Consider the following 13,396-nt stretch of genomic DNA (forward strand, 5'->3'; position numbering starts at 1 on the left):
GCATTCCTTAAACTGTTTTAAAACAAGAAAAAAGAACCAATCCCTTTTGACTGGTTCTTTTCCCTACTATTTGCCTTGGTTTTTCATATGTTCCAAAACATCTAAATCGATATAATTCTCTTCCTGCTCACGCATTTCAAAGTTTTCCGTATGGAGGTAGTCTTTCAGATTTTGATAGAGGGAATGGTTTTCTTTAGCATAACCGAGTCGCGTCAATTCACTTTCCACTTGGTCATGAATATCTCCCTCCAACAATACCACTCTACCGGCATCCGATTCCTTGAAATAAAGCTGGTGAAGTTGATAGATTCGCTTCAGTTCTTTAATAGGGGAGGAGTGATCGTCCACCCTTAAATCAATATATCGATCACTGAACCCACCATATCCACCGTTTTCTTTCACGACTACCAGAGCTGCAGACTGCATGCCGCGGGAATCGCCGCCTGCTTCCTGGCCGGCATCCAGTGCATGGAGCAACCTCTCAGCCAAGGACCCAGTGGTCGCCTCAAAGGTTTCCGCCATTGCTTTCACGGTGTTCCTATCGACTAAAATGTTTCCCTGAGCTGCAAAATGCTTCCCCGTTTGTCCACCTGCCCAGTTGTAGCACCCCTCACCGGTGAACGTGGCTGCATTTCCACCCGCATCAATCAATCCCACCTGGCGTAACGGTCGCTCCGGATCGTCCTTTGTGATGATGTCAAGAGCCTCTTCCGCCGTCTTTCCTTCCGACATCAGTTGAAGCGCGTGTGGTCCGTAAGAAGTATTCGCATAAGACTGAGTCGCGACTGCGCCGACTCCCGCTTTTGCAAAAGGCACCACCGATCCAACACCGAGGAATTTCGATTGGACCGCAATCCCCCACTCTTTCTCTTCCGGGTCATAACCTACAATGGAATACGTCATGATGTAGTCCTCCTTTAGATTAAAGCGTCTGGATTCAATCCTTTTAGCTCTTCTACTACAAATAACCCATCTTTCCGAATTAACACATCATCGAAGTAAATTTCTCCACCGCCGTATTCGGGACGCTGGATGCAGACCATGTCCCAATGGACGCTTGAGCGGTTTCCGTTGTCGGCCTGTTCATACGCCTGTCCCGGGGTGAAATGAAAGCTTCCGTTAATTTTTTCATCAAATAAAATATCCAGCATCGGCTCATTGATCTTCGGATTCACCCCAAGGGCAAACTCACCGATAAAACGGGCACCTTCATCGGTATCCAGAATATCGTTCAATTCTTTCGTTTTATCAGCTGTGGCTTTCACGATCTTTCCGTCTTCAAACGTCAGCGAGACATTATTAAACGTGAATCCACGATAAAGTGTCGGAGTGTTATATGTAATCGTTCCATTCACGCTGTCCTTCACGGGAGCTGTATACACTTCTCCGTCTGGAATATTCCGCTCACCAAAACACATAACAGACGGAATATCCTTGATTGAGAATGTAAGGTCCGTCCCTTCACCTGTTATACGTACCTTATCTGTGCTGTCCAATAGCTCTTTAAGCGGTTTCTGAGCTTCTTCCATCTGTTTGTAGTCGACAGTGCAGACCTCCAAAAGATAATCAAAGAACGTGTCATAGCTCATCTTTGCTTTTTGGGCAAGTGAAAAGTTTGGATAGTTTAAAAGAACCCATTTTTTGTTTTGGATAAGATAGTCGTTGGATTCTTTCATATGAGGCATAAGCTCCTGCCATTGTTCTGCAGGGACCTCACTCATCTCCGCGTCGTTCGCTTCACTGGCAATATGGATAAAGGCATCCAAATCTTCGTACTGCTGCATATTCCATTTATTCCGAATAATCATCTGCTCAGCCTTTGCATTCGTAGCCAATATCCGGTTTAACTCAAGATCTCCCAATTCAAAATAAGGGATGACCCCCATCTTATATGCCTTTTTAAGAATCTCTTTAATCAGGGGTTTAGTTGAATGCTCGCCCGCAATCAACAGCTTCTCCCCTTCTTTTAGTTTTAATGAATGCGTCAGTAGTACGTCCGCTAATTTCTCTAATCGTGGATCTCTCATTTCATTTCCCCCTTTTTTGTCTACCTTCAAACTTCGACAAAAAATGGTAAAATCCTCCTATCATTAAAAAAATCCTGCGATCAAAGTGACCGCAGGATTTTCTAATTATGAGTTTAGTTTGTTTCAATCAAACCGTATTTACCGTCACGACGCTTGTACACAATATTTGTTGCGTTTGTCTCAGCGTCCGTGAAGATGAAGAATGTGTGACCGAGCATGTTCATCTGCAGGATGGCTTCTTCACTATCCATCGGTTTCAGATTGAACTGTTTCGTTCTTACTACTTCCGTATCGTCTTCTTCCTCCAGCTCAATGGCAGCTGCACCATTTGGAGAAACATGATTCAGATCTTCCTGAGCGGCGAAGAACTCCTTCGGGCTGCCCTTTTCACGCATCTTGCGGTTCACTCTTGTCTTATGTTTGCGAATTTGACGCTCCAATTTATCTACTATTAGATCAATGGCCGCATACATATCTGTGTTGCGTTCCTCTGCTCGTAGCACTAAATGCGGCATTGGAATAGTCACTTCAGTTTTCGTATTTTTATCAGGATACACTTTTAAATTAACATGTACATTTGCATCAGGAGTTTCATTAAAGTAACGATCTAACTTACCAATCTTCTTCTCCACGTGTTCGCGAATCGCTGGAGTTACCTCAATGTTCTCGCCTCGAATGTTGTAGTTCAACATGTAAACTCCTCCTTTTAAAAATAAAGCTATGTTTATATATTCTCCATTCCCTTAAATAATCCTCCTTAAACTTTCTTAATTTTTTGTCAATTTTTCGTAAAGTTTGTAATGTAGTGTCGAAAGTGTTAGTGGATCAGGGGTTGGAGAATGATTAGAGTGAGGTGAGGGTTGCGAGTGTTTTGGGTTCACCTTGCACTCTTTATAGTATTAGTATCTCACTTTTTCGAGGGATTAGACGGTGGGGATGTGGAGGTTTTGTGGAGAGATTGGGGCGGATTTGTGAAGGTTGTGAAAATAGGTTGTGTACCAGGTACAGATGGAGTGGAATGTACCTGGTACACAAAATCAAGTTACTAAACATCCACATCCCGCCTACCAAAACTCCACCAAGCCAATCCACCAAACCCAACCAAATACACCACAATCACCCCTACCGAAAACCAAAACGTCATCCCTTCAAACGGCGGAGTCCCGAAAAAATACTGCTGCAAATCGGTATTCGCAAACAGCAGATACCTCCCCCAATCCAGGCCACGCTCGTTCATCAAAATCAAGAACGTCCCTGTTGAAAAGGTAAGAAAGATTGTAGAACCAATCGCAAACGAACTGCTTCTCGTTACGACAGAAAAGGTAAAAGCGAAGGAACAAACTACCATCATTTCTATGAATCTCAGTACGTAAGCACCTGCCACAATAAAAAAGTTCTCGTTCAAATCAAAAAAACTATCATAAAACCACAGTGAGCCGAGTACGGCCGAAAATAAGAAATGAGAGGCTGTTAAAACAGTCACGATGACTATCACTGTTATGTATTTGGATAGCAAAATCTTCACACGGTTAATGGGTCGGATGAGCAACAGCTTGATGGTACCCGACGAGAATTCACTCGATACGATATCCCCGGCTATGATCAAACTAAAGAGTTGAATGATTATTAGTAGATTCGAGCTGATCCGCATATATTCCCAGAATGAAAATTGGATGCCATCGAAGAGCATGTAGACAAAAATGGATGCGATGGCATCCACGAACACAATGAGTGCAAGGGAAATCCACATCCGTGAGTGAGAGGTTTGCTTTATAAGTTCATTAGTAATTAAATTCATCATGTTCCATTACCCTTTTTGAACAGTATTTACAAGTCTCTTCGGAGCCACAATCAAATAGCCATTGCGAATCAGCCCTTCAATGGTCCGCCAGCCTACTTCTTCTATCTCAACTAACACCCATCCATGCCTTCCGATGTATGGAGCTTTGGTATAGCCTGGCTGTTCGAGGAGGATTTCCTGAGTAGCAGGGAGCGTTTTTATCGACAGGGTCTCCCCGATGATGACAAATGGTTTGTCCTTCACGCGGAAAGAAATATGTCCGAAACCATCTACATGTTCATGGACTTCTGGATAGAGAAGGCTGAATTTTCTAATCTCATCTATTATAATATTATTCATACCGGCGTCCTCCAGCATTTTTCTATTATTATAGCATGTGAGGATTTGGAAAAGAAAAAAGCCCCGAAGATTAGAGGCTTAGTGTGCTAGGTATGGGTTTAGTTAACTCTCAATCGTAGCTTTCCATGCAGAAAACGCCGGTGACAGGTTTTCCTGAACGATACTTTGTTTGACTACATTGTTGTCTAACTGTCCGTCCAGCTTTCATGCCTGGTCCGTCACCCTATCAAACTCCGTGAAAGCTTTCTGAATTTCTTCCCGACCTTCAAACATATCTTTTAACTAGGAATTGCTTTCCGAAATCTGCTCAATAGCCATGAAGACATCGGAAAGGACCCGATCCCCTTCTGTTTTGCTTAAATCCGTGAAGCTTGCTTCCACATAATTCAGTGCTTCTTTGATTGTTTCGAGCATCGCGACGTATTGGCTGACCAATTCGTACTGTATTTCGTCTAGTTTCATTGTTGACAAAGAATCACCTATTTCTTTTTATCGTAGAACATTCCGTCATATTGTAGTGATTCATATGGGTTTGAATATTTTTGGACTGACGTTTTTTTCTTGGTTAAACCATTCATGTCACGTTTAATCTCCAAACGCAATTGAGCCAGCTGCCGATCGATTTGCTGATTCCAGACAATCATCTTCTTGCCAAGCTCCTGCTCATCCTGAGTATATGGAGGCTTGATAGTGCCAAGAACGCTCTGTCTTTTTTCTAAAAGAGATTCCACTTCCTCAATGGTTAGTTCCCTGATTTCATCATTCACCTGTTCCAATGCTTCTTTCAATTGCTTCGTGATGGTATAGCACAGAAGGACCGAGCTCATTACGCCTGACCACCTTGACCGGCATGCTGCTTCTGGCGGTTCAGGTGAATGACTTCTTTCCATGTATCACGGAAATCTGTGATAAGCCCCTCGACTTCTTCTAAAATCGTCATATCACTCTTGATATTAGCCTCTGTTAAGCGACGGTTGATGTAGTCGTAAAGGGATATAAGGTTCTTTGAGACTTCAAGATTTGTATTCAATGTCACCATCAGCTCATTGATGATGGCTTGGGTCTTTTGGATATTCGTATTTTTCAGTTCAATATTTTTCTCTTCAATGGCTTTTTTTGCGATATGAATAAATTTCAGGCTTCCGTTATAGAGCATAAGGGTGAGTTCACCTGGTGATGCGGTGTTGACCGAGTTGTTCTGGTATGCTGCATACGGGTTGTTGATGGCCATATTAACACTCCTTTAGTTATATTACATGCCTCCACCGAATTGGTTCATGAGGAACATAGATTGTTCGTTGGAACGCTGGATGGCTTTTTCCATGGCGGTGAATTGGCGCCAGTAGCGATCCTCGACTTGCGTTAACCGGTCTTCGAAACGGTCCATTTGGCTTTCCATATTGTTTAATAAACGACCCAGGGTAAACGTGTTGTTTGTACTCGAAGCTTTACCTGCCTTTTTCTCGATACTGTCCATGGTGGTCTTTAACGTATCACGTAAACGCCGGGCGATACCCTGTTCATTTGATGTCGCACCATCTTTGGCAAAAATTTCGTAGATTGCATTCGGATCTTTGGAAATAGCTTCTTTCAGCTTACTTTCATCAATAATCAGCTTTCCACGATCAAGGTAGTTACTTGATGTTTTGATACCGATTTGGGCTAATTGGTCAAGACCTGATGTTCCTCCAGAGATGGGCGAGTACATGTCTGTTCTCATTTTGTTGAGACCAGATGTCAGAACGGAATCGTTTCTGAGAGTACCACTTCGTGACTTTTCTTCCCATAATTCAATTTCTTTTTCTTCCATCGACTCTTTTTGTTCAGCCGTTAAGGGCTGGAAGTCACGATATTTTTTTTCGTTTACTTCACCGTTTACTTTTTCGATGAGCTTGTTATATTCGTCGACAAATTTGACGATTTTTTCTAAGATTTTATCGGTGTCAGGTTTAGAAGCAAACGTTACATTCGTATTGGATGCATTTTTAAGGGAAATCTCAAATCCATTGATATTGAAAGTGTTTGATGAACGCTCAGTAGCCATACCGTTGTATGTAAACTTGGCATTTTCTCCTATCGAACCTCGAGCATTCGTTACAGCTGCATCATTATCTGCATCCAATTTCAAATGAGTAGTAAATAGAGCTCCCTGCAACTCAATTTCAGGACCGCTGGCATTGCTCCCCGTGTTCTTACTCATGACAGACATTTGCTTAGTTTGCTGATCATAGAACATGGTCACGCCTGTTTGAGCATTGATCTTGGAGATTAAACTGTCCAGAGTTTCGTCTTCGGCATTAAATTTGATTTCTGTAAAATCCGCCGCCATCGTCCCATCCGATTTAATCGCTTTGACCTTAATGCTTTGCTCACCAGTCAGTCCAAAGGATTCACTCAATTTTTTTTTAGAGTATAATACCCCGCCATCGGACTGAGTAATTGGCGTGCTATACATCGAAGCAGCAGTGGCTAATTTTTCTACCTTTAGTGTACCTGTAAAATCTGTTGTAGAGTTAATGTTCTTAATCGATACTTCATTCGGATTTGAAACTGAGACGGTCTTCTGGGTATACGTCCCCTGCTTCATCACCCCGTCAAAAATAAGATTACTAAAATCAAACATCATCTTATTCATATCCCGGTAATCATCACGTTGCCACTCAAGGTATTGCTTTTTTTGACCTAGTTTATCTAAAGGAATTCGTTCCGCCTTCATTAAATCTTTGATGATTTGATCCGTGTCCATACCACTGGCAAGCCCACCAATTCGCATATCAGCCATATGTATCTCCTTCCGTTAAATCTTCTTATCTACCAGCAAACCAACAAATTCCGTCATTGCTGCATGCATATCAAGCATTTTCTTTGCTGGTATTTCCTTCACTATCTCCTGCGTCCGATCATCCACAATCGTCACATAGTATTCTTTTAATTTATCATGAAATTCAAATTTGAGATGTGTATTTGAAGTGGACATAAACTCATTCATTCCATGAACGACTTCTTCCATTTTTTCTTTGGTGACAGGTTCTCTCGATCTAGTTTCTTCATGATGTCGTTCCTGCGCTTGAATTTGTTTCACTTCTTCACTCGTTTGGTTCTCTAATCTAGTAAATGATTGTATCCCATGTGCTCCACCTGTCACTTTATCAATCATCATTTAATCCTCCTGAAGGTTATATGGATTATATCGGATACTGATTGAAAAGTTTTATAATTTCATTAAAAAAGCACTACTGATTTCAGTAGTGCTTATTTATCTTTAAGATACTTAAAATGTTATATTTTTTGCTTACTTTTAATTTGATAATGTACATTTTTTTTTAGCTCGTAATATAAAGGAAGAATAAACTCAAGATGCTCCATACAGTCCTTTAAAAACATACCAAAAGACTGAATAACCAACATCCCCTTTTTATCCAGTTTACTTTCAAAACGAATAAACTTACTATCATTTGCAAGCCGCTTATTTTGCACTCTAAGCATCGGCTCAATAAATGACTGATAGAATTGATTATTTTTAAGCTTATTAAATTCTTTATCAAATTTAACAAATTTACTTTCTAAACCTTGAAGCTGATTTTTGTTAACACAAAAGTCGATTACTTTCAATTCTTTTATTGAATTATTTATTTGTTTATTTAATCTAGTTATATGCCTTTCCATACTATCTAATTGATTAACAATGTAACTATGATCATACTCATTTTTTGTTTCATACCAAGAACTAGTGACAATATTCGATCTTCTTAAATTCTTTAAGATAACCTCTGTAAGAGACATGAAAACTGTCCCCTCTATATGTGCTCCTCCCTTTGAAGTGTTAATAGTTAGGACATTAGGTGCATTCTTAATATACAACTCAAGTTGTTTCTGCATACGAACGAATGTTTCGTTTGTTTGTACAAAATTTCCATCAACACCTCTAACTGAGATTGATTCTTTAACTTCCTGGTCAGTAAGATCGCTAGATATATGATTATATTGAATTCCAGTTGAATAACGCTTGTTCTCTTTATAACTTAAATTCTGACCAACTAAAATGATTGTGCTAAAACCAAGAGACATTAAGAGTTGATATGTCACGACTGCAATTGATGGAGCGTCTAATACGATATCAATATCCTGTGAAGTATCTATTAATTTAGGGCTTATAGTGTCTTGATTGGTCATCATATGTAGCAGAGGACCTGGATATCCTTCTAATGTTTCATATCCAACTGTACTACCAAAAACTAAAGGTATATTAGAAATATTAAGGTCTTTTACAGATTTCATTACTACCTGGTTCTTTTCTGAGGGGTCATATGTACAAGCAGCATCAGGATGAATTCCATGATTAATTAATGTGTTGATAGCTGAGCCCACGGAAAATATGTAAGCTAATCCATATTTTTTTATATATTTTAAATTTTCAATTTCGTCATCTAATGACGGACCAGCAGCTACTATAATAGCTGGCTTACCTATAAAAATGTTTTTATCAATATGGTGAAGAATGTTTGGAGTTTTAGATACACATGGAAAATTTTTAATAGCATTTATAGTCCATCTTTTCTGAAAAGCCTTATTTGTTGATATTTCACTCTTCTTCTCTTTTAATATATTAGTAAAGCAAGTTGATATTATCTCCAATTCTTTAGAATACACTTTCTCGTAAACTGGTAGTGTGTACACATATGTACTCATTTTCAAATGTTCATCTAAAAGATTCAATTCATGCTGTAATTGATTTTCTTCTCCTGAAGTTAATAATTTTTCTAGGTTTTTTATAGGTAATTCATTTATCTCCCGATTAGAAAAATAATGTAACAAAATTTCTTTATTTGGCTCATAGATTGAAAACTTCATTTCAGGATATTGACTCAATAATTTTTCTATATGATATCCCATTCCAATTCCGACAAACAATACATGTTTATAGGCACTTAAATCTTTAACTCTAGATAATAATTTTTCCACCTCAGCTTTGGGATTATATTTACTATGTAGGTAAAGAAACTTACCATTATAATTTAATTTCAATGTTTTAACATTCGATTTCGTATGCTCTATTTGAACATTGCTGCTTCCTTCTAAATTCTGTTCTAATTTGGATAACGTATCTAACAGGAAACGATTATGCTTATTTAGGTATTTACGGTTTTCTATTAGTATCATGGAGGCACCCCTCAAAATCTAATGTGCTTTTAATCAATTGATGTAAATCTTCATATATTGGTAAAATTTCATATTGGATTATATCACCTATTAAAACATTATCTGAACTCTCCATTGCATTATGAAGCTCTTCTATTCCCATTTTAAGTTTATTTGTTAGTTCAGAGTAATCATTCCAGTAATTCAAACCATTGTTAGTACGAACAATGGTTACGAACAGTTGATCTAACCATTGTAAACCCTCTAAAAAGTGATTAAATTTCCCCCACGTTTTCTCTGTAGGATTATGATAATAATCATTTGCTAACAATAATACTTCTGGTATAGCTCTTGAAAGATACTCTTCAGAAGTTTTAAGAGAATCTTCTATAAATTCTTGCAAAGTTTTAGCATGTATCTTTAAGTTTTTAATCCGATCCATATTATCTAAAAGAAACTGCTCTGGTTCTGAATACACCTCTACGCCATCTACTTCTAAATGACTAAAGTAATAATTATCTGCGAGAAATAATTTTATATTTTCAATAACTTCATGAATAGATATATTGTTTTTAATATGGACAACTTGATCTTTAAATATCAGATTCATTAAATGCGCCTCCAATCAATAACCTAAACTTCCTCTTCTAATTAGTAATATCGGTTAGATAATAAAATTATTAAGTTACAAACTATATAAAACTAGGCTAAAAATAAAAACGGCAATCTAATTTTAGATTGCCGTTTTTATTTAAATAATTTAACGAAGAAGTTGTAGTACACCTTGGGGTTGTTGGTTTGCTTGTGCAAGCATCGCTTGAGCAGCTTGGGAAAGTATAGAATTTTTCGTTTGATTCATCATTTCTTTAGCCATATCAACATCGCGTATACGTGACTCTGCAGCAGTCAAGTTTTCAGAAGAAGTATTTAGATTGTTGATAGTGTGCTCTAAGCGATTTTGGTGAGCACCTAACTTAGAACGCTCAGCTGAAACTGTTTCAATAGCATTATTAATAGATGTTATAGCTGCATTTGCACCAGATTGAGTTAAAAGGCCACCAATTGTAACTGCACCCGAACCTGAGCCTGAAGTAGTAGTTTTTAAGCTTTGAATTGTCGATCCGCTACCACCCATTCTAGCACTGTCCATTGAGTTGATGTTTAGAGTAAGATTTTGATCTTGATTTGCACCGATATGGAAAGTAAATGCTTGTCCAGAGCCAGTAAAATTACCAGAAGCATTAGTTTTACCAAGTAAGTTTTGAGTATTAAATTCAGTAGTTCCTGCAATACGGTCAATTTCATCAACCAATTGATCTAACTCTTTTTGTAATTCTCCCCGGTCAGTTGCGGTGTTAGTATCATTCGATGCTTGAACTCCAAGCTCACGCATACGTTGTAAAATATCATGTGTTTCGTTTAATGCTCCTTCAGCAGTTTGAATTAATGAAATCCCATCTTGAGCATTACGAGAGGCTTGATCCAAACCACGAATTTGTCCACGCATTTTTTCTGAGATTGCTAATCCCGCAGCATCATCCCCCGCACGGTTTATACGAAGACCTGATGATAACTTCTCCATAGATTTCCCTTGAGCAGTAGAAGCACTGTTTAATTGACGGTAAGTGTTAAGCGCCGCAATATTATGATTAATTCTCATAACAATAATTTCCTCCTTGAAAGTAAGCCCACATCCATGTGAACTATCTATTTTTTAGTTTGCAACAAGTCACAAAGGTCGGCCGCCCTTCCCCTCATTGCTTACAATATTATTATCGGTCGTTTCGACTGGTGTTTAATAGTTTGAGAAAAATAATTAATCATTTTTTTGGCAAAAGATTAAACAGATTGTTGATTCCTTTCGAAGCTTTAGTGTTTTCTTCCTGGATTGAGAGATAGACTTCCTTCCGATGGATGTCAACATTCTTTGGTGCGTTGATGCCTAATTTCACCTGGTCCCCTTTTACAGCAATCACCGTTAGCTCAATGTCATCCCCAACCTTAATGCTTTCTCCCGTCTTCCTTGTCAGTACTAGCATCCCCTCACCCCTTCTTTCCTGCATGCTGAGCAAAAATTAGGTGCTTGGTTTGGTAGTCTGAGCTAGTTAAGATGACTTGTTTTCCTTTACGATTTGCTAGATTTACAATAATTGGTGCCTGTAGATTTGCAGTTGATTCATGTAGTGCCTCTCTAACAGTCAAAATAGAAAGCACCTGCACTTCTTTTTCGGAAGGATTCCCTAGAAACTCCACACTAGACTGATCTAATTCAAAATCATATTCCTTAAAGAACATAAACGGATCTGTCACAACAAATCCAAGCTGAGAGGTCTTAACCGATTGCAATATATAAAACCACTCGTTCTCCGGAAGTTGCAATAATACAAACTGCTTCTCCTCCCCAAAACCGGGGATCCCGTGTTCAAATGTCAAAATGTCTTCAGACGGAACTTCTATTTCTCCATGATATTTCGTATCGATTTTCATCCACTTCATTCCTTCATTCTATATTTCTTGTTCGTAGTTGATCCCAACATGTTTTAAGTTCGCAAAATCAATTTGCAAGTCTGCATACCGTTTCAAGCTGACGTCCACCTGGGCTTGAGTATACTGTATATCGGGCTTTTGAGGACGAGAGTGATTCACCACTTTTTGCGGTTCAATATTAACCTTCACACTTCCGGGGTAGTAACTAATTTTGACGCTACCAGCAGAAGGAATCCATCCAATGTTGAAATCATACATCGGATTCTCACTGTTCCGTTTAGCCTGAGCCGCAATCGCACCTCCGCTATTCTCGATCATCATCAGTTCATCCCCGTCTTGGGCGACACGGGCAAGTCCCGCCAGCCAATCTTCATATCCCTGCTGGGAATAGTCTTCTATCCTGCGACGGACGGATTTTAAGTCCATATCGGCCCGTGCCTCGGTTTGGTCAATGGTCAATTTGGAAGGCGTACGCTCAATCTCCATCTTCGCCTGGGGCTGCTGGATATCCATTTCTGCTGGTGGCTGTTCAATGTCCATACGACCTGGAGTCGTCCGAATGCTCAGAGCTGCTGACGTGGACTGCAACCTTATCTGTGGAACGTTCACGCATATTCACCTCCATCTAAAAAGGGACTTGACCATAAGGTGACAAAACACCTTAAAGGGTCAGTCCCCTTGCTTTTATCTTAGAAAATCCATTAATGTCGGTTGAATGATTCTTGCGCCAACTCCGAGGGCTGCACGATGTACGCTTTCCTGGGTTTTCAAATCCGTGATAACGCGTTCGATATCAGCATCCTCGTTGTCTGAAAGAATCCTATTCGCTGTCACTTCCTGCTGAGCCAGTCGGTCGTCTACCATTTCCAGTCGATTGTAGCGAGCACCGAGTTCAGAACGTTCTGCTGATAACGTGTTCATTACACTGTCCAGATTCTCAAGCTCTGTATCAAGGGCAGAATCATCGCCAGATTCTAATGCCTTTTGAATGTTGTGCACTGTATCAAATAGTTTCTGATTAAAAACATTATTCGGATTAACGTTTGCTTTAAGGGAAACGCCCTGTGAAACTTCAATCGGATAAGCATCTATAGAACCGCTACCCAAATTATCAGCAACTTTAGGAGCACTTCCATCCGCAGGAGAACCATCCTTAATAGGAGATTTTCCAACGTCCGTTCCATGAAAAATATATCTTCCCGCTACTTTCGTTTCAGCAACACTGACAAGGTCATTTTTAATCTGTTCGATTTCAACCGCTACCGCTTTTCGATCTTCCGGACTTAACGTTCCATTTTGACCTTGAAGCGTCAATTCACGAACACGCTGCAACCCCTGATTCGCTTGATCGATTCCCGACTCCGAGTTCTCCATCCATAAATAAAGCTCCGATAAATTTCGTTTATACTGCTCAATCCCAGTCAGATTCGAACGATAAAACATCCCCTTCATTGCCACAACCGGGTCATCCGAAGGCTTCGTAATCTTCTTTCCTGTCGCCAGCTGATCCTGCAGCTGACCCATTCGTCCATATGAAGAACTTAAATTTCTCATCGAATTGGCTATCAACATACTTTGAGTAACACGCATATTATTTCACCTA

17 protein-coding genes are annotated in these 13,396 nt (G+C 39.5%); all 17 read right to left on the reverse strand.

Translation table 11 applies throughout. From position 1 onward, the window contains the following. Window positions 1-66 precede the first annotated feature (66 nt). Window positions 67-903: a DUF1028 domain-containing protein gene (locus LCL96_RS20825; RefSeq protein ID WP_224944917.1), complete on the reverse strand. Its 837-nt coding sequence runs from the start codon at window positions 901-903 to the stop codon at window positions 67-69. Window positions 904-917: 14 nt separating this feature from the next. Further along, the gene (locus LCL96_RS20830; RefSeq protein WP_224944919.1) at window positions 918-2,027 is read right to left on the reverse strand and encodes an aminopeptidase; all 1,110 of its coding nucleotides are present in this window, start codon (window positions 2,025-2,027) and stop codon (window positions 918-920) included. A gap of 113 nt (window positions 2,028-2,140) precedes the next feature. Continuing rightward, window positions 2,141-2,719: a ribosome hibernation-promoting factor, HPF/YfiA family gene (gene hpf / locus LCL96_RS20835; RefSeq protein ID WP_224944921.1), complete on the reverse strand. Its 579-nt coding sequence runs from the start codon at window positions 2,717-2,719 to the stop codon at window positions 2,141-2,143. 353 nt (window positions 2,720-3,072) lie between these two features. Beyond that, on the reverse strand, window positions 3,073-3,828 hold the full coding sequence (locus tag LCL96_RS20840) for an ABC transporter permease (RefSeq protein WP_224944923.1): 756 nt from the start codon (window positions 3,826-3,828) through the stop codon (window positions 3,073-3,075). 6 nt (window positions 3,829-3,834) lie between these two features. Next, window positions 3,835-4,167, reverse strand: coding sequence for an MmcQ/YjbR family DNA-binding protein (locus tag LCL96_RS20845; protein WP_224944925.1), 333 nt, complete (start codon window positions 4,165-4,167; stop codon window positions 3,835-3,837). A 282-nt stretch (window positions 4,168-4,449) separates the two neighbouring features. Next, window positions 4,450-4,638, reverse strand: coding sequence for a hypothetical protein (locus tag LCL96_RS20850; RefSeq protein ID WP_224944927.1), 189 nt, complete (start codon window positions 4,636-4,638; stop codon window positions 4,450-4,452). 8 nt (window positions 4,639-4,646) lie between these two features. Continuing rightward, window positions 4,647-4,994, reverse strand: coding sequence for a flagellar protein FliT (locus tag LCL96_RS20855; RefSeq protein ID WP_224944929.1), 348 nt, complete (start codon window positions 4,992-4,994; stop codon window positions 4,647-4,649). Beyond that, complete coding sequence (fliS, locus tag LCL96_RS20860) at window positions 4,994-5,398, reverse strand: flagellar export chaperone FliS (RefSeq protein WP_224944930.1); 405 nt, start codon at window positions 5,396-5,398, stop codon at window positions 4,994-4,996. The genes LCL96_RS20855 and fliS overlap by 1 nt, the downstream gene beginning before the upstream one ends. A gap of 21 nt (window positions 5,399-5,419) precedes the next feature. Beyond that, window positions 5,420-6,949 carry a flagellar hook-associated protein 2 gene (locus LCL96_RS20865; protein WP_224944931.1) on the reverse strand — a complete coding sequence of 510 codons (1,530 nt, stop codon included), beginning with the start codon at window positions 6,947-6,949 and terminating at the stop codon, window positions 5,420-5,422. A 15-nt stretch (window positions 6,950-6,964) separates the two neighbouring features. Further along, window positions 6,965-7,324 carry a flagellar protein FlaG gene (flaG, locus tag LCL96_RS20870; RefSeq protein WP_224945088.1) on the reverse strand — a complete coding sequence of 120 codons (360 nt, stop codon included), beginning with the start codon at window positions 7,322-7,324 and terminating at the stop codon, window positions 6,965-6,967. A 122-nt stretch (window positions 7,325-7,446) separates the two neighbouring features. Further along, window positions 7,447-9,327 (reverse strand): motility associated factor glycosyltransferase family protein, encoded by a 1,881-nt coding sequence (locus LCL96_RS20875; RefSeq protein WP_224944932.1) that lies wholly within the window; start codon window positions 9,325-9,327, stop codon window positions 7,447-7,449. Continuing rightward, complete coding sequence (locus tag LCL96_RS20880) at window positions 9,305-9,916, reverse strand: hypothetical protein (protein WP_224944933.1); 612 nt, start codon at window positions 9,914-9,916, stop codon at window positions 9,305-9,307. The genes LCL96_RS20875 and LCL96_RS20880 overlap by 23 nt, the downstream gene beginning before the upstream one ends. A gap of 150 nt (window positions 9,917-10,066) precedes the next feature. Continuing rightward, window positions 10,067-10,966, reverse strand: coding sequence for a flagellin Hag (gene hag / locus LCL96_RS20885; RefSeq protein WP_224944939.1), 900 nt, complete (start codon window positions 10,964-10,966; stop codon window positions 10,067-10,069). 160 nt (window positions 10,967-11,126) lie between these two features. Further along, on the reverse strand, window positions 11,127-11,345 hold the full coding sequence (gene csrA, locus LCL96_RS20890; protein WP_224944940.1) for a carbon storage regulator CsrA: 219 nt from the start codon (window positions 11,343-11,345) through the stop codon (window positions 11,127-11,129). Window positions 11,346-11,349: 4 nt separating this feature from the next. Further along, window positions 11,350-11,793: a flagellar assembly protein FliW gene (gene fliW, locus LCL96_RS20895; RefSeq protein ID WP_224944941.1), complete on the reverse strand. Its 444-nt coding sequence runs from the start codon at window positions 11,791-11,793 to the stop codon at window positions 11,350-11,352. 18 nt (window positions 11,794-11,811) lie between these two features. Then, window positions 11,812-12,402 carry a DUF6470 family protein gene (locus LCL96_RS20900; protein WP_224944942.1) on the reverse strand — a complete coding sequence of 197 codons (591 nt, stop codon included), beginning with the start codon at window positions 12,400-12,402 and terminating at the stop codon, window positions 11,812-11,814. 75 nt (window positions 12,403-12,477) lie between these two features. Continuing rightward, window positions 12,478-13,383: a flagellar hook-associated protein FlgL gene (flgL, locus tag LCL96_RS20905; RefSeq protein ID WP_224944943.1), complete on the reverse strand. Its 906-nt coding sequence runs from the start codon at window positions 13,381-13,383 to the stop codon at window positions 12,478-12,480. Between the last annotated feature and the right edge of the window lie 13 nt (window positions 13,384-13,396).

This window comes from Rossellomorea aquimaris (genome assembly GCF_020172085.1).
In the GTDB taxonomy this organism is placed as follows: domain Bacteria; phylum Bacillota; class Bacilli; order Bacillales; family Bacillaceae_B; genus Rossellomorea; species Rossellomorea aquimaris_E.